Source organism: Pseudomonas mercuritolerans, assembly GCF_025706525.1.
GTDB classification, from domain to species: Bacteria; Pseudomonadota; Gammaproteobacteria; order Pseudomonadales; family Pseudomonadaceae; genus Aquipseudomonas; species Aquipseudomonas mercuritolerans.
The window spans coordinates 517,254-543,790 of the sequence record NZ_JAMSHA010000003.1 but is presented as its reverse complement, the minus strand read 5'-3'; the positions used below and the strand labels follow the sequence as shown (position 1 = coordinate 543,790).

Here is a 26,537-nt window from a genome sequence, read left to right as displayed (position 1 = left end):
TGTCATGGCCACTGCCGAAAACACCCAAGCTCAAGACAACACCCCGGACACCGGCAACCCGCGCAAACGCAAGGTGATGCTGCTGGCCCTCGCTGTGGTGGTCCTGCTCGCCATTGCCGGCGTCTGGGCCTATCACGAGTTCATCGGGCGCTTTAACGAAAGCACCGACGATGCCTACGTCAATGGCAACGTCGTGGAAATCACGCCGCTGGTCACCGGCACCGTGGTCAGCATCGGCGCCGACGACGGGGATCTGGTCCAGGAAGGCCAGGTGCTGGTCAACTTCGACCCCAACGATGCCGAAGTCGGCCTGCAAAGTGCCAAGGCGAAACTGGCGCGCACTGTGCGTCAGGTGCGCGGCCTGTATAGCAACGTCGACGGCATGAAAGCTCAGGTCAACGCGCAGCAGGCCGAAGTGCAGAAAGCCCAGGACAACTACAATCGGCGGAAAAATCTCGCCCAGGGCGGGGCGATTTCCCAGGAAGAGCTGTCCCACGCCCGCGACGACCTGACCTCGGCGCAGAACGCCTTGGCTAACGCCAAACAGCAACTGAAAACCACCAGCGCACTGGTCGACGACACCGTGGTTTCGTCGCATCCAGACGTAATGTCGGCGGCTGCCGATCTGCGTCAGGCCTACCTGACCAATGCCCGCAGCACCTTGATCGCGCCGGTCACCGGTTACGTCGCCAAGCGCACCGTGCAGCTCGGTCAGCGTGTGCAGCCGGGCACCGCGTTGATGGCGGTGATTCCGCTGGATCAGCTGTGGATCGATGCCAACTTCAAGGAAACCCAACTGCGTGACATGCGCATCGGCCAGCCAGTGGATATCGAGGCCGATATTTACGGCAGCGATGTGAAATACAGCGGCACCGTCGACAGCCTCGGCGCCGGTACCGGCAGCGCATTTGCCTTGCTGCCGGCACAGAACGCCACCGGTAACTGGATCAAGATCGTCCAGCGCGTGCCAGTGCGTATCCACATCAATGCCGAAGAGCTGGCCAAGCACCCGCTGCGTGTCGGTCTGTCGACCAATGTCGAGGTCAATCTGCACGACCAGAGCGGCCCGGTGCTGGCCCAGCAACCGCCGCAAAAGGCCTCGTTCAGCACCAACGTCTACGAGCGCCAACTGGCCGAAGCGGACGCGATGATTGCCCAATTGATTCACGACAACAGCGCAGCAGCAGGCAAGACCGCACAGCGCTGAATGCTGACTCCAACCCCTGTGGGAGCGAGCCTGCTCGCGAATGCTGACTGACATTCAACATAAATGTCGACTGATCCACCGCCTTCGCGAGCAGGCTCGCTCCCACAAAGGGCTGCTGTGTCTGTAACTGACGCAGCGCCTACCTGGTTTCAAGGGATTCACAATGAGCAATAACGCTTCTTTCACGCCGCCCAGCCTGTTGCTCAGCACCATCGGCCTGTCGCTGGCGACGTTCATGCAAGTGCTCGACACGACCATCGCCAACGTGGCGTTGCCGACGATTTCCGGCAACCTCGGGGTGAGTTCGGAGCAGGGCACCTGGGTTATTACTTCGTTCGCCGTGAGCAACGCGATTGCGCTGCCGCTGACCGGTTGGCTCAGCCGCCGCTTCGGCGAGGTGAAGCTGTTTCTGTGGGCGACGATGCTGTTTGTGCTGGCGTCGTTTCTCTGCGGTATCTCCACTTCGATGCCCGAGCTGATCGGCTTTCGCGTGCTGCAGGGCCTGGTCGCCGGGCCGCTGTACCCGATGACGCAGACGCTGTTGATCGCGGTGTATCCGCCGGCGAAACGCGGGATGGCCCTGGCATTGCTGGCGATGGTCACGGTGGTCGCGCCGATTGCAGGTCCTATTCTCGGCGGCTGGATCACTGACAGTTACAGCTGGCCGTGGATCTTCTTCATCAACGTGCCGATCGGCATCTTTGCGGTGATGGTGGTGCGTTCGCAACTGGCGAAACGGCCGGTGGTGACCAGTCGCCAGCCAATGGATTACGTCGGTCTGATCACCCTGATCATTGGCGTTGGCGCGTTGCAGGTGATCCTCGACAAGGGCAATGACCTGGACTGGTTCGAGTCGAATTTCATCATTGTCGGCGCGGCGATTTCCGTGGTCGCGCTGGCGGTGTTCGTGATCTGGGAAATGACCGACCGCCATCCGGTGGTCAACCTGCGCCTGTTCGCCCATCGCAACTTCCGCATCGGCACGCTCGTGCTGGTGCTGGGTTATGCCGGGTTCTTCGGCATCAACCTGATCCTGCCGCAGTGGTTGCAGACGCAAATGGGCTACACCGCGACCTGGGCGGGACTTGCCGTGGCGCCGATCGGGATTCTGCCGGTGTTGCTGTCGCCATTTGTCGGCAAGTACGCGCACAAGTTCGACCTGCGCCTGCTCGCCGGCATTGCGTTTCTGGCGATCGGCCTGAGCTGCTTCATGCGTGCCGAGTTCACCAACGAAGTCGACTTCCAGCACATTGCGCTGGTGCAGTTGTTCATGGGCATCGGTGTGGCGCTGTTCTTCATGCCGACCCTGAGCATTCTGATGTCGGACTTGCCGCCGAGCCAGATCGCTGACGGCGCAGGCCTGGCGACGTTCCTGCGGACACTGGGCGGCAGCTTCGCGGCCTCGCTGACCACCTGGATCTGGATTCGCCGGGCCGATCAGCATCATGCGTATATGAGCGAAAGCATCAGCACGTTTGAGCCAGCCACCCGCGAGACCTTGAATCAATTGGGCGGCGCGAGCCAGTCGGCGTATGCGCAGATGGATCAGATCCTCACGAGCCAGGCGTACATGCTCTCCACCGTGGATTACTTCACGTTGCTGGGCTGGGGATTCATGGGGTTGATTCTGATTGTGTGGCTGGCTAAGCCGCCGTTCGCCGCCAAGGCCGGGCCTGCCGCCAGCGGGCATTAACCTGAAACGCAGCACCTGTGGGAGCGAGCCTGCTCGCGAAAGCGGTGTGTCAGACACTCGACTGCTGAGTGACACACTGCATTCGCGAGCAGGCTCGCTCCCACAGGGTTTTGTGTTTGGCTTTAAATCGTAGGGGCGGGCAGGGCGGGTGGCGGGGCGAAATCGAACGGCGCCAAGGCATACCCGCTCTCATCGACCTGCAACGCCCAACCCTGACGATCCCAATCCCCCAGCACAATCCGCTTCGCCGCCTGCTCACCAAGCTGCAACTTGTGAATTGCCGGGCGGTGGGTGTGGCCGTGGATCAGAGTCTTCACGCCGAATTCCTGCATCACTCGCGGAATCTCTTCCGGGGTGACATCGACGATGTCGTTGGCCTTCATCCGCGTCTGTGCACGGCTTTCGCTGCGTAGCTTGCGTGCCAGTTTGTGGCGGCTGCGCAGTGGCAGGTGACGGAGGATGAACAGGGTGATCGGGTTGCGCAGGTAGCGGCGCAGCTTCATGTAGCCAACGTCGCGGGTGCACAGGCTGTCTCCGTGCATCAGCAGCACCGGCTCGCCGTAGAACTGCACGACACTCGGGTCCTTCAACAGCGTGCAGCCGGCCTGTTTGCAGAAGGCCTTGCCGAGCATGAAGTCGCGATTGCCGTGCATGAGAAAAATCGCCGTACCGCTGTCGCTCAAATCGCGCAGGGCCTGGCAGATGGAACGCTGAAAGGGCGTCATGGCGTCGTCGCCAATCCATGCCTCGAAGAAGTCGCCGAGGATGTACAACGCACTCGCCGAGCGGGCGCGTCCGGCGAGCAAATCCAGAAACGCCCGGGTAATGTCCGGGCGCTCCTCTTCCAGATGCAAGTCTGAAATCAGCAATATCACGCTGCGATGATCTCGGCTTTCTCGATGATCACGTCGTCTGCTGGTACGTCCTGGTGGCCGGCCTTGGAAGTGGTCGACACGCCTTTGATCTTGTCGACAACGTCGGTGCCGGCGGTCACTTTACCGAATACCGCGTAGCCCCAGCCCTGCACGTTCTTGCCGCTGTGGTTGAGGAAGGTGTTGTCGGCGACGTTGATGAAGAACTGCGCCGATGCCGAATGCGGCTCCATGGTGCGGGCCATGGCGACGGTGTATTTGTCGTTGGAGAGACCATTGTCCGCTTCGTTCTGGATGCTTGGACGCTTGTCTTTCTTTTCTTTCATGCCAGGCTCGAAACCGCCGCCCTGGATCATGAAGTTGCCGATGACGCGGTGGAAAACAGTGTTTTCGTAGTGACCGGCCTTCACGTACTCGATGAAGTTGGCAACGGTGATCGGCGCCTTTTCAGCGTTCAGTTCGATGACGATGTCGCCATGGTTGGTGGTCAGTTTGACTTGAGTCATGGTCATTACTCTTCATAGGGAATTCGTGGTTCTGGGACATTGAGCCCCACAACCGGTTCAGCCTGCTTCGGCCAAGGTGCGCAGTTTAGCGTGACAGGCGCGAATTTCGAGGCGGTTTTTCATTTCCCGGCGATTAAATGCGTGCCTTTATAAGAGCTGCTCTGTCAGGCCCTTGACAGCATCGGCTATGATAGCGGCTTTGTTTTGTCTGGCCCCTCTTTGCGGCCGCGCACCTGTACGTCAAGGATCCTATGAGCAAGCCCACTGTCGACCCTACCTCGAATGCCAAGTCCGGCCCTGCCGTGCCGGTCAACTTCCTGCGGCCGATCATCCAGGCAGACCTGGACTCGGGCAAGCACACCCAGATCGTGACTCGCTTCCCGCCGGAGCCCAACGGCTACCTGCACATCGGCCACGCCAAGTCGATCTGCGTCAACTTCGGCCTGGCCCAGGAGTTCGGTGGCGTCACGCACCTGCGTTTCGACGACACCAACCCGGCCAAGGAAGATCAGGAATACATCGACGCCATCGAAAGCGACGTCAAATGGCTGGGCTTCGAATGGTCCGGTGAAGTGCGCTACGCCTCGCAGTATTTCGACCAGTTGCACGACTGGGCCGTCGAGCTGATCAAGGCCGGCAAGGCCTACGTCGACGACCTGACCCCCGAGCAGGCCAAGGAATACCGTGGCAGCCTGACCGAGCCGGGCAAGAACAGCCCGTTCCGTGACCGCACCGTGGAAGAGAACCTCGACCTGTTCGCGCGCATGAAGGCCGGTGAATTCCCGGACGGCGCGCGCGTGCTGCGGGCGAAGATCGACATGGCCTCGCCGAACATGAACCTGCGCGACCCGATCATGTATCGCATCCGCCACGCGCATCACCACCAGACCGGCGACAAGTGGTGCATCTACCCGAACTACGACTTCACCCACGGTCAGTCGGATGCCATCGAAGGCATCACGCATTCGATCTGCACCCTCGAGTTCGAAAGCCACCGTCCACTGTACGAGTGGTTCCTGGAGAACCTGCCGGTGCCGGCGAACCCGCGCCAGTACGAATTCAGCCGCCTGAACCTGAACTACACGATCACCAGCAAGCGCAAGCTCAAGCAACTGGTTGACGAGAAGCACGTCAATGGCTGGGACGATCCGCGGATGTCCACGCTGTCGGGCTTCCGCCGCCGTGGCTACACGCCGAAATCGATCCGCAACTTCTGCGAAATGATCGGCACCAATCGTTCCGACGGTGTGGTCGATTTCGGCATGCTCGAATTCAGCATCCGCGACGACCTCGACCACAGCGCACCGCGTGCCATGTGCGTGCTGCGTCCGCTGAAAGTGGTCATTACCAACTACCCGGAAGGCCAGGTCGAAAACCTCGAGCTGCCACGCCACCCGAAAGAAGACATGGGCGTGCGGGCTCTGCCGTTCGCCCGGGAAATCTACATCGACCGTGAAGACTTCATGGAAGAGCCGCCGAAGGGCTACAAGCGCCTGGAACCGGCCGGTGAAGTGCGTCTGCGCGGCAGCTACGTGATCCGCGCCGACGAAGCGATCAAGGACGCCGACGGCAATATCGTCGAACTGCGCTGCTCGTACGACCCGGACACCCTCGGCAAGAACCCGGAAGGGCGTAAGGTCAAAGGCGTGATCCACTGGGTGCCGGCCGCCGCCAGCGTCGAGTGCGAAGTGCGTCTGTACGATCGCCTGTTCCGTTCGCCGAACCCGGAAAAGGCCGAAGACAGCGCCAGTTTCCTCGACAACATCAACCCTGACTCGCTGCAAGTGCTGACCGGTTGTCGCGCCGAGCCATCGCTCGGCAATGCACAGCCGGAAGACCGTTTCCAGTTCGAGCGCGAAGGCTACTTCGTCGCAGACCTGAAGGACTCGAAACCCGGTCAGCCGGTATTCAACCGTACCGTGACCCTGCGTGATTCGTGGGGCCAGTGAGTGAGTCAAGGAACTAACGTGCTAACGATCTACAACACGCTCAGCAAAAGCAAAGAAGTCTTCAAGCCGCTGGATGGCAACAAGGTGCGCATGTACGTCTGCGGAATGACCGTGTACGACTACTGCCACCTCGGCCACGGCCGCAGCATGGTTGCGTTCGACCTGGTGACGCGCTGGCTGCGCTTCAGCGGTTACGACCTGACCTACGTGCGCAACATCACCGACATCGACGACAAGATCATCAATCGCGCGCGCGAGAACGGTGAGTCGTTCGAAGCGCTGACCGAGCGCATGATCGCCGCGATGCACGAAGACGAAGCGCGCCTGAACATCCAGAAGCCGGACATGGAACCGCGCGCCACCGATCACATCGCTGGCATGCACGCGATGATCCAGACCCTGATCGACAAGGGCTACGCCTACGCGCCGGGCAATGGCGACGTGTACTACCGCGTCGCCAAGTTCATGGGCTACGGCAAGCTGTCGCGCAAGAAGATCGAAGACTTGCGCATCGGCGCGCGCATCGAAGTCGACGAGTCGAAGGAAGACCCGCTCGACTTCGTCCTGTGGAAAGCTGCCAAGCCGGGCGAGCCGAGCTGGGAATCGCCATGGGGCGCCGGGCGTCCGGGCTGGCACATCGAATGCTCGGTGATGTCGACCTGCTGCCTCGGCGAGACTTTCGACATTCACGGCGGCGGCAGCGACCTGGAGTTCCCGCACCACGAGAACGAAATCGCCCAGAGCGAAGCGGCCACCGGCAAGACCTACGCCAATGCGTGGATGCATTGCGGGATGATTCGCATCAATGGCGAGAAGATGTCCAAGTCCTTGAACAACTTCTTCACCATCCGCGACGTGCTCGACAAGTACCACCCGGAAGTCGTGCGTTACCTGCTGGTATCGAGCCACTACCGCAGCGCGATCAACTATTCGGAAGACAACCTCAAGGACGCCAAGGGCGCGCTTGAGCGTTTCTACCACGCGTTGAAAGGCCTGCCGAACGTTGCACCGGCGGGCGGCGAAGCGTTCGTCGAGCGTTTCACCACGGTGATGAACGACGACTTCGGCACCCCTGAAGCCTGCGCCGTGCTGTTCGAAATGGTCCGTGAGATCAACCGTCTGCGTGAGAGCGATCTTGATGCAGCGGCGGGGCTGGCGGCACGTCTGAAAGAACTGGCGAGCGTGTTGGGTGTGTTGCAGTTGGAGGCGGATGACTTCCTGCAGGCGGGCGCTGAAGGGCGTGTCGATGCGGCGCAAGTGGATGCACTGATTGCCGCGCGTCTGGCTGCTCGGGCTGGCAAGGATTGGGCCGAGTCGGACCGGATTCGTGATCAGCTGACGGCGATGGGTGTGGTGCTTGAAGATGGCAAGGGTGGCACGACCTGGCGGTTGGCTGACTGATCTAAAAGCCAAAAGTCAAAAGCCCCTCACCCTAACCCTCTCCCGGAGGGAGAGGGGACTGACCGAGGTGTCTTTTGCTATACGCCGACCTGAACGACCGAGTCGATTATGGATTCGGTGAAGCCAGATCAGGTCGGCGCATCTCTCGAATATCCCCCAATCGGCTCCCTCTCCTCGGGGAGAGGGCTGGGGTGAGGGGCAAGGGGTTGATGCAGTAGCCGAACAGGACGATGTTCGCCTAATCCATAATCGACGCGTGTTTTTCAGGTCGATGTATAACGCAAGACACCTCGGTCGGCTCCCTCTCCTCGGGGAGAGGGCTGGGGTGAGGGGCAAAGGGGTGTACTCAGTTGCCAATTTGCCGCAACCGCTTATACAGCGTATTCCGACTCACCCCCAACCGCCGCGCCAAGTGCGAAATATTCCCTCCGGCCGCCTTCAACTCGCGATTCAGCGCCTCAACATCATTCAAATCCAGCCCCAGCGGCGCCGCCGTCTCCACCGGCTCCATCTCCAGATCGACAAAAAAATCATCCGGCAGATGCTCAGGCCGCACCGGTTGTTCCTCGGCCATGGCCAGCGCCACTTGCATCACGCTGCTGACCTGACGCAAATTCCCCGGCCACGGATGCTTTTCAAACAACTCCAGAACTTCAGGGCTCAGCCCCGCCCATTGCGTCGGCTCGCGATGCTGCTCCCACAGCCGTTTGAACAGCGCCTGCTTGTCGCTGCGTTCGCGTAACGGCGGCAGTTCCAGGGTCAGGCCACCAATGCGGTAATACAAATCTTCGCGGAAGCGGCCCAGTTGCACCTGTTCGCGCAATGATCGGTTGGTCGCCGAGATAATCCGCAAATCCACCGGAAACAACTCGCTGCTGCCCACCGGCTGCACGCAGCGCTCCTGCAACACGCGCAACAAACGCGCCTGAGTTGGCAGCGGCATGTCACCGATCTCATCGAGAAACAGCGTGCCTTTGTCGGCCTTGCGGATCAGGCCGATGCTGCCTTTCTGGTTGGCCCCGGTGAACGCGCCTTTCTCGTAACCGAACAACTCGGACTCGACCAGTTCAGCGGGGATCGCTGCGCAGTTCACCGCGATGAATGCCTGTTTGCTCCGCGAGCTGGCCTGGTGCAAGGCTTTGACGAAGACTTCCTTGCCGACGCCGGTCTCACCGTGAATCAGTAATGGAATGTCTTTCTCCAGCAAGCGCTCGGCCTGGCGCACGGCTTTTTCCACGCGGCTGTCGCCGAAATGCAGCGTATTGAGGCTGATCGCGCTGGCTGGCGCAGGCTTGTCCTCGGCGACAAATACCCGCGCCTGCACCGGCGTCTGTTTCGGCCGTTTCAGCAAGCACTGGAAGCGGTTGCGCCCCGAAGTCTGCAAGGCAAACGGCAAGCCCTCGGGTTGATTGATCAACTCCAGCAGCGACACCTTGAACAGGCTTTCGACACTCACCCGCGACAGACGCACACCGAGCAAATTGTCGGCGCGGCGATTGGCCGACAGCACCTGTCCGCTCTCATCGAAAATCAACAACCCGGCCCACTGGCTGTCGAGGTTGTTCAACCCGGTGTTGAAGGTCAGTTGAAAATGCTGGCCATGGAACAGGTTGAGGATCAGCCGGTTTTCCACGGTCTGGCTCATCATCTTGACCATGCCGAGGGTGTGCGAGGGCGGCAGGTAGCTGTCGCTGGAGACATCGAGCACGGCGATGACCTTGCGCTCGGCGTCGAAAATCGGCGCGGCGGAGCCGGTCATGAAGCGGTTGGCCTTGAGAAAGTGTTCGTCGTGTTCGATGTGCACCGCCTGCTCACAGGCCAGTGCGGTGCCGATCGCGTTGGTACCGCTGCTGCGCTCCATCCAGCTCGCCCCGGCCTGAAAGCCCCGGGCCAGACTCGGTTCGATAAAGCGCTGCGTGCCCCACGAGGTCAGCACCTGGCCTTGATTGTCGGCGAGCATGATCAGGCAGTTGGAATTGCTGAGGATGTTTTCGTAATAGGGCAGGACTTCCTGATGCGTGGTCTGCACCAGCGAATGATGGCTGTCGAGCAACCGCGCAATGCCGGCGGCGGGCAGTTGATCGAAAGCCGGGGCGCTCTGATGGTCGAGGCCGAACGCGCGGCAACGTTGCCAGGAGGTCTGGACGATCGCGTCGTGGGACAGCGGCGAAGCAGGTGCGGCCATGGGGGCGAGCCTCTGAGTGCAGCGATTTTATTATTGTTATGAACCCGATCTTCAAAACTACACAAATCCCCCTGTGGGAGCGAGCCTGCTCGCGAAAGCTTCGGTTCAGTCAATGGATTCATTGAATGACACACCGCTTTCGCGAGCAGGCTCGCTCCCACAGGGGATCTCTATCGCATTCAAGGTCGGCAAAAGCGTGCATAGAGTGTTGTTCACTATTGTTCATTGTCAATCACCCCGACTGTTCAAAAGTGTTCAGCTGTGAACGCCGCTTGCCCCCGTAAACACTGCTTCTCAAGACAAATCAAGCACTTGCCATTTCTGGCACGAATGTCGCTCTGTTGCTCCGGTCGCTTGACTCCAAAAATAACAAAGGCCGAGCCATGTCACTCACCCTGGAGCACGTCAGCCGTACCGTCGAGGGCCAGATCTGGATCGACGATGCGTGCCTGAAATTCGAACCCGGATCCTTCAACGTTCTGCTCGGGCGCACCCTGTCCGGCAAGACCAGCCTCATGCGTCTGATGGCCGGCCTCGACAAGCCCGACAGCGGCCGCGTGCTGATGAACGGCGTCGACGTCACCCAGCGCCCGGTGCGGCTGCGCAACGTGTCGATGGTCTATCAGCAGTTCATAAATTACCCGACCATGACCGTGTTCGAGAACATCGCCTCGCCACTGCGCCAGGCCGGCATCTCGAAAGAGATCATCCACAGCAAGGTGCAGGAAACCGCACGCATGCTGCGCATCGAGAAGTTCTTGCAGCGCTATCCGCTGGAGCTCTCCGGCGGACAGCAACAGCGCACGGCCATGGCCCGCGCGCTGGTCAAGGATGCTGAACTGATCCTCTTCGACGAGCCGCTGGTCAACCTCGACTACAAGCTGCGCGAAGAGCTGCGCCAGGAAATGCGCGAGCTGTTCAAGGCCCGTCACACCATCGCCATCTACGCCACCACCGAGCCCAACGAAGCGCTGGCCCTCGGCGGCACCACCACCATCCTGCACGAAGGCCGGGTGATCCAGAGCGGGCCGTCGACCGAGGTGTATCACCAGCCGCAATCGGTGCTCGCCGCTGAACTGTTCTCCGAACCACCGATCAACTTGATGCCGGGACGCATCGCCGGCAACGAAGTCAGCTTCGCCAATTTTGTGCACTTCCCGTTGAACGTCGATCTGCGCCCGGTAGGCGAGGGCGAGTTCCGCTTCGGCGTGCGCCCCAGCCATATCTCGCTGGTGCCGAGCAACGATGACGACCTCGAACTGGCGGTGACCGTCGAGGTCGCCGAAATCAGCGGTTCGGAAACCTTCCTGCATGTGCGCAACGAGCATTTCCTGCTGGTGCTGCACTTGCCGGGGGTTCACGAATACGACGTCGATGCGCCGATCCGCATCTATATCCCGACCCACAAACTGTTCGTTTTCGATGCGCAGGGCCGTCTGGTGCAAGCACCGGGCCGGCGTGTCGCGAGGGTTGCCTGATGGCCGAAATCCGTTTGCAGCACCTCGCCCACAGCTACAGCAAAACCCCCAGTGGCGCCGAGGATTACGCGATCCGCGAGATGGATCACGTCTGGGAGCAGGGCGGCGCCTACGCCTTGCTCGGCCCGTCCGGTTGCGGCAAGTCGACCTTGCTCAACATCATTTCCGGCCTGCTCAGCCCGTCCCAGGGCCACGTGTTGTTTGACGGCAAAGCGGTCAACGACCTGACCCCGGAGAAGCGCAACATCGCCCAGGTTTTCCAGTTTCCGGTGGTCTACGACACCATGACCGTGTTCGACAACCTCGCCTTCCCGCTGCGAAACCAGGGCATGGCCGAGGCGAAAGTGCACAGCAAGGTGCAGGAAATTGCCGAAGTGCTCGATCTGCAGAATCTGCTGAGCAAAAAAGCGCGCAATCTCACCGCCGACGAAAAGCAGAAAGTCTCCATGGGCCGTGGCCTGGTGCGCGACGACGTCTCGGCAATCCTCTTCGATGAGCCGCTGACGGTGATCGACCCGCACCTGAAGTGGAAACTGCGGCGCAAGCTCAAGCAGATCCACGAGCAGTTCAATATCACCATGGTCTACGTCACCCACGATCAACTGGAAGCTTCGACGTTCGCCGACAAGATCGCGGTGATGTACGGCGGCCAGATCGTCCAGTTCGGTACGCCACGGGAATTGTTCGAGCGGCCGAGCCACACCTTTGTCGGCTATTTCATCGGCAGCCCGGGGATGAATCTGATCGAGGTGCAGCCGCAGCCCGGTGGCGTCGGTTTCGCCTCGACGCACCTGCCGTTATCCGACGCCTTGCAGCGCCATATCGAACACGGCCAGTGGAAAAATCTCAAGGTCGGCATCCGCCCCGAATTCATTCATGTGTGGGACGAGCCGTTTGACGACGCGATGCAGGCCAAAGTCGTACACGTCGAAGACCTCGGCACCTACAAGATCATGACCCTCAACCTCGACGGAGCGCCGTTGAAAGTGCGTCTGGCCGAAGACAAACCGGTGCCGCAGGGCACGGCTTACATCAGTTTTCCGGCGCAATGGCTGATGGTCTATGCCGACGAATTTCTCCTGGAAGTCAGCGACGAGGAGGCGCAGCCATGAACAAAGTGCAGAACAACAAGGCCTGGTGGCTGGTGTTGCCGGTATTCCTGCTGGTGGCGTTCAGTGCGGTGATCCCGATGATGACCGTGGTCAATTATTCGGTGCAGGACATCTTCGACCAGTCCAGCCGCTATTTCGTTGGCGCTGACTGGTACAAGCAAGTGTTGCTTGATCCGCGTCTGCACGATTCGCTGCTGCGCCAGTTCATCTATTCAGCCTGCGTGCTGCTGATTGAAATCCCGCTGGGCATCGCCGTCGCGCTGACCATGCCGACCAAGGGCCGCTGGTCTTCGGTGGTGCTGATCATTCTGGCGATTCCGTTGCTGATTCCGTGGAACGTGGTCGGCACCATCTGGCAGATTTTCGGCCGCGCAGACATCGGCCTGCTCGGTTCCAGCCTCAACGCGATGGGCATCAGCTACAACTACGCGGCCAACACCATGGACGCCTGGGTGACGGTGCTGGTGATGGACGTCTGGCACTGGACTTCGCTCGTCGCGCTGCTGTGTTTCTCCGGTTTGCGAGCAATTCCCGACGTCTATTACCAGGCCGCGCGCATCGATCGCGCCTCGGCGTGGGCTGTGTTCCGCCACATTCAGTTGCCCAAGCTGAAAAGCGTGCTGCTGATCGCGGTGATGCTGCGCTTCATGGACAGTTTCATGATCTACACCGAGCCGTTCGTGCTCACCGGCGGCGGGCCGGGCAATGCCACGACCTTCTTGAGTCAGACGTTGACGCAGATGGCTGTAGGGCAATTCGACCTCGGTCCGGCAGCGGCGTTTTCGCTGGTGTACTTCCTGATCATCCTGTTGGTGTCGTGGCTGTTCTATACCGCCATGACGCACTCCGACGCCAACCGCTGAGGCCCGGCCATGAGCAAGAAAAAGCTTATTCCGTTGCTGGTGTACATCCTGTTCCTGCTGGTGCCGATCTACTGGCTGCTGAACATGTCGTTCAAGAGCAACACCGAAATCCTCGGCGGCCTGACGCTTTTCCCACAGGACTTCACGCTGGCGAACTACAAGGTGATCTTCACTGATCCGAGCTGGTACACCGGCTACTTGAACTCGCTGTATTACGTCAGCCTCAACACGGTGATTTCCCTGAGCGTGGCGTTACCGGCGGCTTACGCGTTTTCACGCTATCGTTTCCTCGGCGACAAGCATCTGTTCTTCTGGCTGCTGACCAACCGCATGGCGCCGCCGGCGGTGTTCTTGTTGCCGTTCTTTCAGTTGTATTCGTCGATCGGCCTTTTCGACACGCATATCGCCGTGGCTTTAGCGCACTGCCTGTTCAACGTGCCGCTGGCGGTGTGGATTCTCGAAGGTTTCATGTCTGGCGTGCCCAAGGAGATCGACGAAACGGCCTACATCGACGGCTACAGTTTCCCCAAGTTTTTCGTGAAGATTTTCATCCCGTTGATCGGTTCCGGTATCGGCGTCACGGCGTTTTTCTGCTTCATGTTTTCCTGGGTCGAGCTGCTGCTGGCGCGCACGCTGACCTCGGTCAACGCCAAGCCGATTGCGGCGGTGATGACGCGCACGGTGTCGGCGTCGGGGATCGATTGGGGCGTGCTGGCAGCGGCGGGGGTGTTGACCATCCTGCCGGGCATGCTGGTGATCTGGTTTGTACGCAACCACGTGGCCAAGGGCTTTGCCCTCGGTCGAGTCTGAGGAGCTGATGATGGAATGGATGAGCTGGACGACACCGACCGCCGCGTTCTTCATCGGCATCGGTCTGATTCTGGTGGGCATGACCACCTGGGAATTGCGCTCGCCGAGCATTCTGCGGCGCGGGTTTCTGCCGATTGCCACCACCCGTGGCGATCGCTTGTTTATCGGTCTTCTCGGCAGCGCCTACCTGCATTTGCTGGTAATCGGCGTCACCGACTGGAGCATCTGGGTGGCGTCCGCGTTGTCCCTGGTGTGGCTGTTGGCTGTGATGCGTTGGGGCTAGTCGAATCGTTCGGCAACGCGGCTCCACAACTTAAACAGGAGGTCTCTATGTTCGATAAAAACAATAAGCTGCGACATAGCATTTCATTGGCAGCCATGCTGGCACTCAGCGGTCTGAGCGCATCTGCCTGGGCCGACGCCTACGAAGATGCTGCAAAAAAATGGATCGGCAGCGAGTTCAAGCCCTCGACCCTGACGGCCGAACAGCAGCTCGAAGAACTGAAGTGGTTCATCAAGGCCGCCGAGCCGTTTCGCGGCATGGACATCAAGGTCGTTTCCGAAACCCTGACCACTCACGAATACGAGTCCAAGGTGCTGGCCAAGGCCTTCAGCGAAATCACCGGGATCAAACTCACCCACGACCTGCTGCAGGAAGGCGACGTGGTCGAGAAAATGCAGACGGTGATGCAGTCGGACAAGAACATCTACGACGGCTGGGTCAACGACTCCGACCTGATCGGCACGCACTTTCGCTACGGCAAGACCGAATCGATCACCGACCTGATGGCCAATGAGGGCAAGAATTTCACTTCGCCAACCCTCGACATCAAGGACTTCATCGGCATCTCTTTCACCACCGCGCCGGACGGCAAAATCTATCAACTGCCCGACCAGCAGTTCGCCAACCTGTACTGGTTCCGCGCTGACTGGTTCGAGCGCGCAGATCTGAAAGCCAAGTTCAAGGAAAAGTACGGCTACGAATTAGGCGTGCCGGTGAACTGGTCGGCCTATGAAGACATTGCCAAATTCTTCAGCGAAGACGTCAAGGAAATCGACGGCAAACGCGTCTACGGCCACATGGATTACGGCAAGAAAGACCCGTCGCTGGGCTGGCGCTTCACCGATGCCTGGTTCTCCATGGCCGGTGGCGGCGACAAGGGACTGCCCAACGGCTTGCCGGTGGACGAGTGGGGGATCCGCGTCGAGGACTGCCACCCGGTCGGCTCCAGCGTGACCCGTGGCGGCGACACCAACGGCCCTGCGGCCGTGTTTGCCACCACCAAATATGTCGACTGGCTGAAGAAATACGCGCCACCGGAAGCGGCCGGCATGACCTTCTCCGAGTCCGGCCCGGTGCCATCGCAGGGCAACATCGCCCAGCAGATCTTCTGGTACACCGCGTTCACCGCCGACATGACCAAACCCGGCCTGCCGGTGGTCAACGCCGACGGCACGCCGAAATGGCGCATGGCGCCGTCGCCTAAAGGCCCGTATTGGGAAGAGGGCATGAAGCTCGGCTATCAGGATGTGGGGTCGTGGACGTTCATGAAATCCACGCCTGAGAAACAGAAACTTGCGGCGTGGCTGTACGCGCAGTTCGTGACCTCCAAAACTGTTTCGCTGAAGAAAACCATCGTCGGTCTGACACCTATTCGCGAGTCGGACATCAACTCGCAGGCCATGACCGATCTGGCGCCGAAACTCGGTGGTCTGGTCGAGTTCTATCGCAGCCCGGCCCGCGTGCAATGGTCGCCGACCGGTACCAACGTGCCCGACTATCCACGTCTCGCTCAGCTGTGGTGGAGCCATATCGCCGAAGCCGCCAGCGGCGAGAAAACACCGCAACAAGCGCTCGATGGCCTGGCCAAGGATCAGGACCGCATCATGGAACGCCTCGAACGCTCCAAGGCCCAGGCCACTTGCGCGCCGAAGATGAACCCTGAGCGCGATGCGCAATACTGGTTCGATCAGCCGGGCGCACCGAAGCCGAAACTGGCCAATGAGAAGCCGAAGGGCGAAACCGTTAGCTATAGCGAACTGCTGAAATCGTGGGCGGATGCGCGTAAATGATATTGGAAATGTGAGAAGCGAACGGCACCGGAAGGTGCCGTTTTTTTTGCTGCCTGATCTGCCGCTTTCGCGAGCAGGCTCGCTCGCACAGGGATTTTGGGTGCCACCGATCTTGAGTAGCATTGATCCAATGTGGGAGCGAGCCTGCTCGCGAAAGCGCTGGGTCAGACGGCGGATTTTCAACTGACATGACACCATCGCGAGCAGGCTCACTCCTACAAGAGTTTGCGATGAACCCGGGTTTATGGGCGACACAAAAACCTTTGGAAGCGGGCATGCCCGCGATGAGGGCAGCACGAACGCCAGCGATATCGACTTCTGCTACAAACAAAAAACGGCACCCGAAGGTGCCGTTTCCATTTCCAGCCAGATCAGCCGAGCAATCAGCCCGCCAGACCCGCCTGCTGTACCAGCACCAGCAATGGCTGCGGGTACACGCCCAGGAAGAATGCGACCAGGGCGATGGCCAGCAGCATCACGCCGCCTGCCTTCTGTTCCCAGTGCAGTTGGGCGTCGTGGCGACGCAGGTTAGGCTCGATCAGGTACAGGGTGACCATCACGCGCAGGTAGTAGAAAACGCCGATGGCGCTGCCCAGTACCAGTGCGCCGACCAGCCACCACTGACGCGTTTCGACGCCGCTGGCGATGATGTAGAACTTGCCGATAAAGCCGGCGGTCAGCGGGATGCCGGCCAGGGACAGCATCATTACGGTCAGCACGGCAGTCAGGTACGGACGGCGCCAGAACAGGCCGCGGTACTCGTACAGGGCGTCAGCGTCGCGGCCGTTGTACGGCGACGACATTAGGGTGATCACGCCGAACGCGCCGAGGCTGGTGATGACATAAGTCACCAGATAGACGCCGATGGCTTCCACCGCCAGACCCTTGCTCGCCACCAGCGCGATCAGCAGATAGCCGAAGTGTGCAATCGACGAGTAACCGAGCAGACGCTTGAGGTTGCTCTGGGTCAGGGCCAGCAGGTTACCGAACAGGATCGAGGCGACCGCGATCACGCTGAGCACATCGCTGAGCACACCACTGCTGGCAGCAGGGGAGAGCTGGAACAGACGCACCATCACCGCAAACACTGCGACCTTCGAAGCGGTAGCGAGGAACGCCGCCACCGGTGCCGGTGCACCTTCGTAGACGTCCGGCGTCCACAGGTGGAACGGTACCAGCGACAGCTTGAACGCCAGACCGATCAGCATCATGCCCAGGCCCAGTTGCGCCAGCGGGCTTGGCAGGCCGGTTGCAGCCAGGGCCTGACCGATGCCAACGAAGCTCAGCGAACCAGCGTCGGCGTAGAGCAGCGCCATACCGAACAGCAGGAACGCGGAACCGGCAGCCGACAGCACCATGTATTTGATGCCGGCTTCCAGCGAACGCTTGTTGAAGAAGGCGTAAGCCACCAGACCGTAGACCGGTACCGAGAGCAGTTCCAGGCCAATGAACAAACCGGCCAGGTGCTGCGCGCTGACCAGAACCAGACCACCGGCGGCGGCCATCAGGATCAGCAGGTACAGTTCTTCGCGGTTGCCCGGGTAACCCGAACCGCCATCACCGAGATAGGCGTGGGCAAGGGTGACGCAGGCGAGGGTGGCGACCAGGATCATCGCCATGTACAGGCAGGCGAAGGCATCGATCTGCAGCAACGGGGTCACGGCCAGAGGCGCGACTTTCAACGCAGGCAGGATCGAAAGCAGGGCCAGGTTCAGACCCGCCACCGAAATCAGGAAGGTCTGCGAGTGGTTGCGGCGCCAGGCGATTGCCAGCATCACCACGATAATGGTGAGGCTGGTGATCAACAGTGGCGCAAGCGCAATAAAGTGTTGAATCGTGAATTCCATAGCGCTCTTACCGGGCCGAAGCGAGTTGAGAGAAGGCGGTGCCGAGCCACTGCTGCACGCCATGCATGGTGGCGGCAGAGGTGTCGAGGAACGGTTGCGGGTAGACGCCGAGGTAAATCAGCAGCACCGCCAGACCGAGCACCATGATCAGTTCGCGCGCGTCCATGCCGTGCAACACCGCGTCGGATTTCGACGGGCCGAAGTAGGCACGGTGGATCATGATCAGCGAGTAGACCGAACCGAACACCAGACCGGACGTGGCAATCGCCGTGACCCATGGAGCGCTGGCGAAGGAGCCGATCAGGATCAGGAATTCGCCGACAAAGTTACCGGTGCCCGGCAAGCCCAGCGACGCCGCAGCGAAGAACAGGCTGATGGCCGGCAGGTAAGCGATACGCGACCACAGACCGCCCATCTCACGCATGTCACGCGTATGCAGACGCTCGTACAACTGACCGCTGAGGATAAACAGCGCCGCTGCCGACAGACCGTGCGCCAGCATCTGGATCACTGCGCCTTGCAGCGCCAGTTGGCTGCCGGAGTAGATACCGATCAACACGAAGCCCATGTGGGAAACGGAAGAGAAGGCAATCAGACGCTTGATGTCGGTTTGTGCGAACGCCAGGAACGCGCCGTAGAAGATCCCGATCAGACCGAGGGTCATGGCGATCGGCGCGAACTCCGCCGAAGCGTTCGGGAACAGCGGCAGGGCGAAACGCAGCAGGCCGTAGGCCGCGGTTTTCAGCAGGATACCGGCGAGGTCGACGGAACCGGCAGTCGGCGCCTGGGCGTGAGCATCAGGCAGCCAGGAGTGGAACGGTACGACGGGCAGCTTGACCGCGAAAGCGATGAAGAAGCCGAGCATCAGAATGTACTCGGTGGTCATCGACATCTTGGTTTTCAACAGGTCGGCGTAGTTGAAGGTGATCACGCCGGTATTGTTGAAGTTGACCAGCACCAGACCGAGGATCGCCACCAGCATGATCAGGCCGGACGCCTGAGTGAAGATGAAGAACTTGGTCGCTGCGTAGATCCGGGTTTTCTTGCCGTCCGAAGAACTGTGACCCCAGAGCGCGATGAGGAAGTACATCGGCACCAGCATCATTTCCCAGAAGAAGAAGAACATGAACAGGTCGAGGGCGAGGAACACGCCGACCACACCGCCCAGGATCCACATCAGGTTGAGGTGGAAGAAGCCAACGTGACGTTGAATCTCCTTCCACGAGCAGAGTACCGAGAGGATACCCAGCAGGCCGGTCAGCAGGATCATCAACAGCGACAGGCCGTCGAGGGCCAGGTGCACGTTGATGCCGAAACGCTGGATCCAGACATGCTTGAACTCAAGCGCCCAGGTCGGATCGGCGCCCGGCGCCGGTGCGAATGAATAGTCACCGTGGGCCCACAGCCAGAGGCCGAGCGCGAGTTCCAGGGTCATGGTCAACAGCGCAATCCAGCGCGGGAGGGTAGCGCCGAAGCGCTCACCCATCCAGCACAGCAGGCCGCCGATGAAGGGGATCAGGATTAGCCAAGGCAGAATCATGACGGGCTCGTTTCCTTTCGCAAATTCGCAAGGTTCATATCAGACCGCTACCAGCACGATGGCGCCGATCACCAGCACGGCACCAGCAGCCATCGAGGCGGCGTACCAACGCAGTTGACCGGTCTCGGTGCGGCTCAGGGCAGTGTGACCACCCTTGGCCATACGCGGTATCAGACCGATGGTCTGGTCGAGCGGGTCTTTGCGCAGTACATGGCTGATCGCAAGGTACGGCTTGACGAACAGTTTGTCGTAGATCCAGTCGAAGCCCCAGGCAGCGAACCACCAGGCCGAAAGGAAACGGCCGATGCCGCTGTTGGCGATTGCCGTGACGAAGCGACGCTTGCCAAGGAACAGCAGCGCTGCCAGCAGGATACCGGCCAGGGCGATGGCGCCCGAGGCGATTTCCAGACTGTGCTTGGCCTCGCCACCGGCATGCCCGACGCTTTGCGGCAGCACGCCGTGCAGCGGCGGCACGATCATCGCGCCGACGAAAGTCGACAGCACGATCAGTACCGACAGAGGCAGCCAATGGGCAATGCCGTGGCCGGCGTGGGCTTCGGTCTTGGCTTCACCGTGGAACGCGATGAAGATCAGGCGGAAGGTATACAGCGACGTCATGAACGCACCGACCAGACCTGCGTAAAGCAGACCCTGGTTGCCGCTGGCGAACGCTTCCCAGAGGATTTCGTCCTTGGAGTAGAAGCCTGCGGTAACCAGTGGCAGAGCGGCCAGCGCGGCACCACCGACGATGAAGCTGGCGTAGGCCAGTGGCAGTTTCTTCCACAGACCGCCCATCTTGAAGATGTTCTGCTCGTGGTGGCAGGCAACGATCACCGCACCGGAAGCAAGGAACAGCAGGGCCTTGAAGAAGGCGTGGGTCATCAGGTGGAAGATCGCGCCTTCCCAGGCACCAACGCCCAGCGCCAGGAACATGTAGCCGATCTGGCTCATGGTCGAGTAGGCGAGGATACGTTTGATGTCGGTCTGCACCAGCGCGGCAAAACCGGCCAGTACCAAGGTCACGCCACCGACAATGCCGACGAGGTGCAGGATGTCCGGCGCCAAGGCAAACAGACCGTGGGTACGGGCGATCAGGTAAACACCGGCGGTGACCATGGTCGCGGCGTGGATCAGTGCCGAAACCGGGGTAGGGCCGGCCATCGCATCCGCAAGCCAGGTTTGCAGCGGCAGTTGCGCCGATTTACCGACAGCACCGCCGAGCAGCATCAGGGTTGCCAGAACGATCCAGAAGTCACCGACCTTGAAGTGCTCAGGCGCACGTACCAGCAATTCCTGGACGTTCAGCGTGCCCAGTTGCTGGAACAGGATGAACAGGCCGATGGCCATGAACACGTCGCCGATGCGGGTGACGATGAACGCCTTGAGTGCGGCGTTACCGTTGTTGCGGTTGCTGTAGTAGAAACCGATCAACAGGTACGAGCACAGGCCCACGCCTTCCCAACCGAAGTAGATGAACAGCAGGTTATCGCCGAGGATCAGGAACAGCATGCTGGCGATGAACAGGTTGGTGTACGAGAAGAAGCGCGAGTAACCGTCTTCGCCACGCATGTACCAGGACGCGAACAGGTGGATCAGGAAGCCGACGCCGACGACCACGCCGAGCATGGTCACCGACAGGCCATCCAGGTACAGCGCGAAGTTCGGCTGGAAGCCTTCCACCGACATCCAGCGCCACAGCACCTGGGTGTACACGCCACCCTCCGGCGGTGCGACGTTGAATTGCCAGATCACGTAAGCGGTGACGATGGCCGACAGGCCGATCGAACCGACACCGATCAGCGCCGAGAGGTTTTCCGAGAAGCGGCCGCGCGAGAACGACAGCAACATGAACCCGATCAGAGGGAATACGAAAGTCAGAAAGAGTAGGTTCATCCGCGCATCTCACTGGCAGCGTCGATATCGAGCGTGTGGAAGCGGCGATACAGCTGCAGCAGGATCGCCAGGCCAATACTGGCCTCGGCTGCGGCAAGGCTGATCACCAGGATGAACATGATCTGTCCATCCGGCTGCGCCCAGCGGGCGCCCGCGACGATGAAGGCCAGGGCAGAGGCGTTCATCATCACTTCCAGACTCATCAACACGAACAAAATGTTGCGGCGGACCATCAGGCCGACGAGACCAAGGCAGAACAGGATGCCGGCGACGGCCAGTCCATGTTCGAGAGGGATAGCAGGCATGTCTTACTCCTTCGCCTCGTTACGGCCCAAATGGAACGCCGTGACGGCTGCGGCGAGCAGCAGCATCGAGGCGAGTTCGACCACCAGCAGGTACGGGCCGAACAGGCTGATGCCCACGGCTTTCGCGTCTACGGTGGTGTGGCCGATGGCCTGGCCGCTCTGGTGAGCGAACAGCACATACAGCAGTTCGGCCAGCAGCAGCGCGGCAAGAATCACCGGTCCGGCCCAGATGCCGGGCTTGAGCCAGGTGCGTTCCTGCTGCACCGAGGCCGGGCCGAGGTTGAGCATCATCACCACGAATACGAACAGCACCATGATGGCGCCGGCGTAGGCGATCACTTCAAGGACGCCGGCGAACGGCGCGCCGAGGGCGAAGAAGGTCATGGCCACGGCGATCAACGAGATGATCAGGTAGAGCAGGGCGTGCACGGGGTTGGTGTTGGTGACCACACGCAGCGTGGACACCACAGCAATACCCGATGCGAAATAGAAAGCGAATTCCATCGTTCTTCCTTAAGGCAGCAAGCTCTTCACGTTGATCGGTTCGGCTTCGTTCTGCGCAGCGCCTTTCGGCTTGCCAGCGATTGCCATACCTGCAACACGATAGAAGTTGTAATCAGGGTTTTTGCCGGGGCCGGAGATCAAAAGATCTTCTTTCTCGTACACAAGGTCCTGACGTTTGAACTCGGCCATCTCGAAATCCGGGGTCAGCTGGATTGCGGTGGTCGGGCAGGCTTCCTCGCAGAGACCGCAGAAAATGCAGCGCGAGAAGTTGATCCGGAAGAAGTCCGGGTACCAGCGACCGTCTTCGGTTTCAGCTTTCTGCAGCGAGATGCAACCCACCGGGCAGGCCACGGCGCACAGGTTGCAGGCTACGCAGCGTTCTTCGCCATCGGGGTCGCGGGTCAGGACGATGCGGCCACGGTAGCGCGGCGGCAGGTAGACCTGCTCCTCGGGGTATTGCAGGGTGTCGCGCTTGCGAAAGCCATGGCCGAAAACCATGACCAGGCTGCGCAACTGGGTACCGGTACCCTTAACGATGTCGCCAATATATTTGAACATGGGTCAAATCCTCACTGAACCGCAACCGCAGGCGTGTTCATCAACACAACCGCAGCGGTCACCAGCAAATTGATCAGGGTCAGTGGCAGGCAGAATTTCCAGCTGAAATCCATCACCTGGTCATAACGCGGACGCGGGATGGAAGCGCGCAGCAGGATGAACAGCATGATGAAGAACGCGGTCTTCAGTGCGAACCAGACGAAGGACAGTTGCGGCAGGATGCCGAACGGACCGTGCCAGCCACCGAAGAACAGGGTGACCAGCAGCGCCGAGATCAGGATGATGCCGATGTATTCACCGACGAAGAACATGCCCCATTTCATACCGGCGTATTCAATGTGGTAACCGTCGGCCAGTTCCTGTTCCGCTTCCGGCTGGTCGAACGGGTGACGGTGAGTCACGGCGACGCCAGCGATGAAGAAGGTACAGAAGCCGAAGAACTGCGGAATGATGAACCACAGGTTCTGCGCCTGGTACTCGACGATGTCGCGCATGTTGAACGAGCCGACCTGGACCACGATGCCCATCAGGGCCAGGCCCATGAACACTTCGTAGGACACGGTCTGCGCCGAGGCACGCAAGCTGCCGAGCAGGGCGAACTTGTTGTTGCTCGACCAGCCGGCGAACAGCACCGCATACACCGACAGACCGGCCATGGCGAAGAAGAACAGCAGGCCGATGTTCAGATCCGCCACGCCCCAGGTTGGGGTGATCGGGATGATCGCGAAGGCGATCAGCAGGGCGGACATGGCCACCACCGGCGCCAGGGTGAAGATCACCTTGTCGGCGAACGGCGGGGTCCAGTCTTCCTTGAAGAACATCTTCAGCATGTCGGCGGCGATCTGGAACATGCCGAACGGGCCAACGCGGTTCGGACCGTAACGGTCCTGCCACCAGCCCAGCAGGCGACGTTCGACAAAGCTGAGCAAGGCGCCTGCAACCACTACGGCCAGCAGGATCACGATGGCTTTGATGACCGTCAGGATCACATCGATCACTTCAGGGGTGAACCAGGTCATTGCGCTGCCTCCTGCAGACCGTCGACGGACACACCGGCGAATGCCGGTGGAATGCCGGCGATGCCCGCAGGCAATGCCACCAGACCGGCGCCCAGTTCTTCATTGATGCGCAGCGGCAGACGCAATGTCTGACCGGCCACGTTCAGGCTCAGCAGGGCACCGTCGTTGACGCCGAGGCGATCCGCTTCGGATTTCGCCAGCGCTACGTAAGGTGCCGGAATGCGTTCCTGTACCGGGGCGGCTTTCGAAGAGTTTTCTTCGCTGCCGAACAGGTGGAAGAACGGCACGGCTTGCCAGGTACCCGGCGCCGGGTTGAACGCACGCGGGGCAGCAGCGAACCAGTTCAGCGAATCACCGGTGCTTTCGATCAGGCGTGCGCCCGGGTCGCCAGCGCGCAGATGACCACCGACTTCGTCCTGGAACTTGTTCCACGCTTGTGGCGAGTTCCAGCCCGGCGACCATGCGAATGGCACCTGCTGACGCGGTTCGGCGGAGCCCGAGTAACCTTCCATGGAGAAGGCGAACGCGGTGTCCTGGTCTTGCGGGGTGCGTGGTTCGTGAACGCTGATGTCGGCGCGCATGGCGGTGCGACCGGAATAACGCAGCGGCTCACGGGCCAGTTTCAGACCCTTGATGCGGAAAGCAGCCGACGGTGCAGCATCGACGATGCGCGCCAGTTGCGCGGTGCTCGAGGCAACGGCGGCGGTGACGTGGTCGAGTTGCGTCCAGTCGATCGGCTGGTTCAGCAGGGTCGCGCGCAGGGCGTGCAGCCAGCGCCAGCCTTCGTGCACCAGAATGCTCGCATCCATGTATTGCGGATCGAAAACCTGGAAGAAGCGCTGGGCGCGGCCTTCCTGGCTGACCAGCGTACCGTCGCCCTCGGCGAAGCTCGCCGCTGGCAGAACCAGCTGCGCGCGATCAGTGGTGGCGGTTTTCTGATGGTCGGCAACGATCACCACTTTCGCGGCGTTCAGTGCGGCATCGACCTTGGCTTTGGCGGTGCGGGTGTACAGATCGTTTTCCAGCACGACGATAGCGTCGGCCTTGCCATCGATGACCGCTTGCAGCGCGGCGTCGACCGATTCGCCACCGAGCATGGCCAGACCGAGGCTGTTGGCTTCCGGCACGATCAGGCTGATCGAACCGTTCTTCTCGCGCAGCTTCAGGGCTTTGGCGATGTTCGCGGCAGCTTCGATCAGGGCTTTGGAGCCCAGCGAAGTACCGGCGATGATCAGCGGACGCTTGGCGGCGAGCAGGGCATCGGCGATGCGCTGCGCCAGTTCCAGGGCTTCGGTGTCCAGACCTTCAACGGCCGGGGCACTGGCATCCAGAGCATGCGCAACGGCGAAACCGATGCGCGCCAGATCGTCGGGAGCTGCGTGTACGCATTCTTCAGCGACGTCGTCGAGCTTGGTTTCGGCGAGGCTGGCGATGAACAGTGGGTTCAGCGCGTGCTGGCCGATGTTCTTCACCGCCGCGTCGAGCCAAGGCTGGACGCGCATGGCTTCGGCCATGTCTTCAGCCTTGCCCTTGACCGACTGACGCAGAGCCAGCGCCATGCGCGCGGCGGTCTGGGTCAGGTCTTCGCCGAGGACGAAGATTGCGTCGTGATCTTCGATGTCGCGCATGTTCGGCACTGGCAGCGGGCTGTCGTTCAGCACCTGCAGGACCAGACGAATGCGCTCCAGCTCGGAGGCTTCGATACCCGAATAGAAATGCTCGGCACCGACCAGTTCGCGCAACGCGTAGTTGCTTTCAAGGCTGGCGCGTGGCGAACCGATGCCGACGATGTTGCGTCCGCGCAGCAGGTCGGCGGCTTTGTCCAGCGCAGCGTCGAGGCTGAGCTTGGTGCCATCGGCCAGCAACGGCTGACGTGGACGGTCGGTGCGGTTGACGTAGCCATAACCGAAACGGCCACGGTCGCAGAGGAAGTACTGGTTCACCGAACCGTTGAAACGGTTTTCGATACGACGCAGTTCACCGTAACGCTCGCCCGGGGAGATGTTGCAACCGCTCGAGCAGCCATGGCAGATGCTCGGGGCGAACTGCATGTCCCACTTGCGGTTGTAGCGCTCGGAGTGAGTCTTGTCGGTGAACACACCGGTCGGGCAGACCTCGGTGAGGTTGCCGGAGAATTCGCTTTCGAGGGTGCCGTCCTCAACACGACCGAAGTACACGTTGTCGTGGGCGCCGAATACACCGAGGTCGGTGCCGCCGGCGTAGTCCTTGTAGAAACGCACGCAGCGGTAGCAAGCGATGCAGCGGTTCATTTCGTGGGAAATGAACGGGCCGAGCTGCTGGTTCTGGTGGGTGCGTTTGCTGAAGCGATAACGACGCTCGTTGTGGCCGGTCATCACTGTCATGTCTTGCAGGTGGCAGTGACCGCCTTCCTCGCACACCGGGCAGTCGTGCGGGTGGTTGGTCATCAGCCATTCGACAACGCTGGCGCGGAACGCCTTGGATTCTTCATCGTCGATGGAGATCCAGGTGTTGTCGGTGGCGGGCGTCATGCAGGACATGACGATGCGACCGCGGGTGTCGTTCTCGTCGGTGTACTGTTTGACCGCGCACTGGCGGCAGGCCCCGACGCTACCAAGCGCGGGGTGCCAGCAGAAATATGGAATGTCGAGGCCCAGCGACAGACATGCCTGTAACAGGTTGTCTGCCCCGTCGACTTCGAGCGCTTTGCCGTCTACGTGGATAGTGGCCATGGTTCAAAGGT

General features: G+C 60.7%; 21 protein-coding genes. 10 read left to right on the top strand and 11 right to left on the bottom strand.

The annotated features are described in order from the left end of the window. Window positions 1–4: 4 nt before the first annotated feature. The gene (locus ND528_RS10975) at window positions 5–1,207 is read left to right on the top strand and encodes an HlyD family secretion protein (RefSeq protein ID WP_016775298.1); all 1,203 of its coding nucleotides are present in this window, start codon (window positions 5–7) and stop codon (window positions 1,205–1,207) included. Between the two features lie 163 nt (window positions 1,208–1,370). Next, the gene (locus ND528_RS10970; RefSeq protein WP_024013426.1) at window positions 1,371–2,900 is read left to right on the top strand and encodes a DHA2 family efflux MFS transporter permease subunit; all 1,530 of its coding nucleotides are present in this window, start codon (window positions 1,371–1,373) and stop codon (window positions 2,898–2,900) included. A 122-nt stretch (window positions 2,901–3,022) separates the two neighbouring features. On the opposite strand, the gene lpxH is transcribed toward ND528_RS10970, so the two are convergent. Then, entirely contained in the window at window positions 3,023–3,775 is a 753-nt protein-coding gene (lpxH, locus tag ND528_RS10965) for a UDP-2,3-diacylglucosamine diphosphatase (RefSeq protein WP_041477093.1), read from the bottom strand. Further along, window positions 3,772–4,278, bottom strand: coding sequence for a peptidylprolyl isomerase (locus ND528_RS10960; protein WP_263470305.1), 507 nt, complete (start codon window positions 4,276–4,278; stop codon window positions 3,772–3,774). Before ND528_RS10960 ends, lpxH begins: the two co-directional genes overlap by 4 nt. Before the next feature lie 251 nt (window positions 4,279–4,529). Here ND528_RS10960 and ND528_RS10955 point away from each other — a divergent pair, with 251 nt between their 5' ends. After that, complete coding sequence (locus tag ND528_RS10955; RefSeq protein ID WP_186566387.1) at window positions 4,530–6,227, top strand: glutamine--tRNA ligase/YqeY domain fusion protein; 1,698 nt, start codon at window positions 4,530–4,532, stop codon at window positions 6,225–6,227. Window positions 6,228–6,245: 18 nt separating this feature from the next. Continuing rightward, on the top strand, window positions 6,246–7,628 hold the full coding sequence (gene cysS, locus ND528_RS10950) for a cysteine--tRNA ligase (RefSeq protein WP_263470304.1): 1,383 nt from the start codon (window positions 6,246–6,248) through the stop codon (window positions 7,626–7,628). Between the two features lie 346 nt (window positions 7,629–7,974). On the opposite strand, the gene ND528_RS10945 is transcribed toward cysS, so the two are convergent. Further along, on the bottom strand, window positions 7,975–9,813 hold the full coding sequence (locus ND528_RS10945) for a sigma-54-dependent Fis family transcriptional regulator (protein ID WP_263470303.1): 1,839 nt from the start codon (window positions 9,811–9,813) through the stop codon (window positions 7,975–7,977). A 383-nt stretch (window positions 9,814–10,196) separates the two neighbouring features. On the opposite strand from ND528_RS10945, the gene ND528_RS10940 reads away from it, so the two are divergent. Genes ND528_RS10940 through ND528_RS10915 form a run of 6 tightly spaced genes read left to right on the top strand, consistent with a single transcriptional unit; the run spans window position 10,197 to window position 16,149 of the window. Beyond that, window positions 10,197–11,291 (top strand): ABC transporter ATP-binding protein, encoded by a 1,095-nt coding sequence (locus ND528_RS10940; protein ID WP_016775291.1) that lies wholly within the window; start codon window positions 10,197–10,199, stop codon window positions 11,289–11,291. Continuing rightward, a complete protein-coding gene (locus ND528_RS10935) occupies window positions 11,291–12,403 on the top strand; it encodes an ABC transporter ATP-binding protein (RefSeq protein WP_016775290.1) in 1,113 nt (370 codons plus the stop codon). The genes ND528_RS10940 and ND528_RS10935 overlap by 1 nt, the downstream gene beginning before the upstream one ends. Beyond that, window positions 12,400–13,266 carry a carbohydrate ABC transporter permease gene (locus tag ND528_RS10930; protein ID WP_007912484.1) on the top strand — a complete coding sequence of 289 codons (867 nt, stop codon included), beginning with the start codon at window positions 12,400–12,402 and terminating at the stop codon, window positions 13,264–13,266. Before ND528_RS10935 ends, ND528_RS10930 begins: the two co-directional genes overlap by 4 nt. Before the next feature lie 9 nt (window positions 13,267–13,275). Continuing rightward, a complete protein-coding gene (locus ND528_RS10925) occupies window positions 13,276–14,076 on the top strand; it encodes a carbohydrate ABC transporter permease (protein ID WP_024013421.1) in 801 nt (266 codons plus the stop codon). A gap of 10 nt (window positions 14,077–14,086) precedes the next feature. Then, entirely contained in the window at window positions 14,087–14,359 is a 273-nt protein-coding gene (locus tag ND528_RS10920) for a DUF2160 domain-containing protein (RefSeq protein ID WP_038861868.1), read from the top strand. 47 nt (window positions 14,360–14,406) lie between these two features. Continuing rightward, the gene (locus ND528_RS10915) at window positions 14,407–16,149 is read left to right on the top strand and encodes an ABC transporter substrate-binding protein (RefSeq protein WP_016775286.1); all 1,743 of its coding nucleotides are present in this window, start codon (window positions 14,407–14,409) and stop codon (window positions 16,147–16,149) included. A 383-nt stretch (window positions 16,150–16,532) separates the two neighbouring features. Here the strand turns inward: ND528_RS10915 and nuoN are convergent, their stop codons facing one another. The 8 genes from nuoN to nuoG are packed head-to-tail and all read right to left on the bottom strand — an operon-like array spanning window position 16,533 to window position 26,526. After that, on the bottom strand, window positions 16,533–17,996 hold the full coding sequence (gene nuoN / locus ND528_RS10910) for an NADH-quinone oxidoreductase subunit NuoN (RefSeq protein ID WP_024013420.1): 1,464 nt from the start codon (window positions 17,994–17,996) through the stop codon (window positions 16,533–16,535). A gap of 7 nt (window positions 17,997–18,003) precedes the next feature. Next, window positions 18,004–19,536, bottom strand: coding sequence for an NADH-quinone oxidoreductase subunit M (gene nuoM, locus ND528_RS10905; protein WP_016775285.1), 1,533 nt, complete (start codon window positions 19,534–19,536; stop codon window positions 18,004–18,006). A 39-nt stretch (window positions 19,537–19,575) separates the two neighbouring features. Beyond that, a complete protein-coding gene (gene nuoL / locus ND528_RS10900) occupies window positions 19,576–21,429 on the bottom strand; it encodes an NADH-quinone oxidoreductase subunit L (protein ID WP_263470302.1) in 1,854 nt (617 codons plus the stop codon). Further along, the gene (gene nuoK, locus ND528_RS10895; RefSeq protein WP_003180046.1) at window positions 21,426–21,734 is read right to left on the bottom strand and encodes an NADH-quinone oxidoreductase subunit NuoK; all 309 of its coding nucleotides are present in this window, start codon (window positions 21,732–21,734) and stop codon (window positions 21,426–21,428) included. The genes nuoL and nuoK overlap by 4 nt, the downstream gene beginning before the upstream one ends. 3 nt (window positions 21,735–21,737) lie before the next feature. Beyond that, window positions 21,738–22,238, bottom strand: coding sequence for an NADH-quinone oxidoreductase subunit J (gene nuoJ / locus ND528_RS10890; protein ID WP_007951462.1), 501 nt, complete (start codon window positions 22,236–22,238; stop codon window positions 21,738–21,740). Window positions 22,239–22,247: 9 nt separating this feature from the next. Next, window positions 22,248–22,796: an NADH-quinone oxidoreductase subunit NuoI gene (nuoI, locus tag ND528_RS10885; protein ID WP_016775283.1), complete on the bottom strand. Its 549-nt coding sequence runs from the start codon at window positions 22,794–22,796 to the stop codon at window positions 22,248–22,250. Window positions 22,797–22,807: 11 nt separating this feature from the next. Continuing rightward, a complete protein-coding gene (gene nuoH / locus ND528_RS10880) occupies window positions 22,808–23,815 on the bottom strand; it encodes an NADH-quinone oxidoreductase subunit NuoH (protein ID WP_016775282.1) in 1,008 nt (335 codons plus the stop codon). Beyond that, window positions 23,812–26,526 carry an NADH-quinone oxidoreductase subunit NuoG gene (gene nuoG / locus ND528_RS10875; RefSeq protein WP_263470301.1) on the bottom strand — a complete coding sequence of 905 codons (2,715 nt, stop codon included), beginning with the start codon at window positions 26,524–26,526 and terminating at the stop codon, window positions 23,812–23,814. The genes nuoH and nuoG overlap by 4 nt, the downstream gene beginning before the upstream one ends. Between the last annotated feature and the right edge of the window lie 11 nt (window positions 26,527–26,537).

Coding starts and splice junctions, on each gene's coding strand:
- ND528_RS10975 (WP_016775298.1), top strand. CDS start 5: ATGGCCACTGCCGAAAACACCCAAGCTCAAGACAACACCCCGGACACC.
- ND528_RS10970 (WP_024013426.1), top strand. CDS start 1,371: ATGAGCAATAACGCTTCTTTCACGCCGCCCAGCCTGTTGCTCAGCACC.
- ND528_RS10960 (WP_263470305.1), bottom strand. CDS start 4,278: ATGACTCAAGTCAAACTGACCACCAACCATGGCGACATCGTCATCGAA.
- ND528_RS10955 (WP_186566387.1), top strand. CDS start 4,530: ATGAGCAAGCCCACTGTCGACCCTACCTCGAATGCCAAGTCCGGCCCT.
- ND528_RS10945 (WP_263470303.1), bottom strand. CDS start 9,813: ATGGCCGCACCTGCTTCGCCGCTGTCCCACGACGCGATCGTCCAGACC.
- ND528_RS10940 (WP_016775291.1), top strand. CDS start 10,197: ATGTCACTCACCCTGGAGCACGTCAGCCGTACCGTCGAGGGCCAGATC.
- ND528_RS10935 (WP_016775290.1), top strand. CDS start 11,291: ATGGCCGAAATCCGTTTGCAGCACCTCGCCCACAGCTACAGCAAAACC.
- ND528_RS10930 (WP_007912484.1), top strand. CDS start 12,400: ATGAACAAAGTGCAGAACAACAAGGCCTGGTGGCTGGTGTTGCCGGTA.
- ND528_RS10925 (WP_024013421.1), top strand. CDS start 13,276: ATGAGCAAGAAAAAGCTTATTCCGTTGCTGGTGTACATCCTGTTCCTG.
- ND528_RS10920 (WP_038861868.1), top strand. CDS start 14,087: ATGGAATGGATGAGCTGGACGACACCGACCGCCGCGTTCTTCATCGGC.
- ND528_RS10915 (WP_016775286.1), top strand. CDS start 14,407: ATGTTCGATAAAAACAATAAGCTGCGACATAGCATTTCATTGGCAGCC.
- nuoN (WP_024013420.1), bottom strand. CDS start 17,996: ATGGAATTCACGATTCAACACTTTATTGCGCTTGCGCCACTGTTGATC.
- nuoM (WP_016775285.1), bottom strand. CDS start 19,536: ATGATTCTGCCTTGGCTAATCCTGATCCCCTTCATCGGCGGCCTGCTG.
- nuoL (WP_263470302.1), bottom strand. CDS start 21,429: ATGAACCTACTCTTTCTGACTTTCGTATTCCCTCTGATCGGGTTCATG.
- nuoK (WP_003180046.1), bottom strand. CDS start 21,734: ATGCCTGCTATCCCTCTCGAACATGGACTGGCCGTCGCCGGCATCCTG.
- nuoJ (WP_007951462.1), bottom strand. CDS start 22,238: ATGGAATTCGCTTTCTATTTCGCATCGGGTATTGCTGTGGTGTCCACG.
- nuoI (WP_016775283.1), bottom strand. CDS start 22,796: ATGTTCAAATATATTGGCGACATCGTTAAGGGTACCGGTACCCAGTTG.
- nuoH (WP_016775282.1), bottom strand. CDS start 23,815: ATGACCTGGTTCACCCCTGAAGTGATCGATGTGATCCTGACGGTCATC.
- nuoG (WP_263470301.1), bottom strand. CDS start 26,526: ATGGCCACTATCCACGTAGACGGCAAAGCGCTCGAAGTCGACGGGGCA.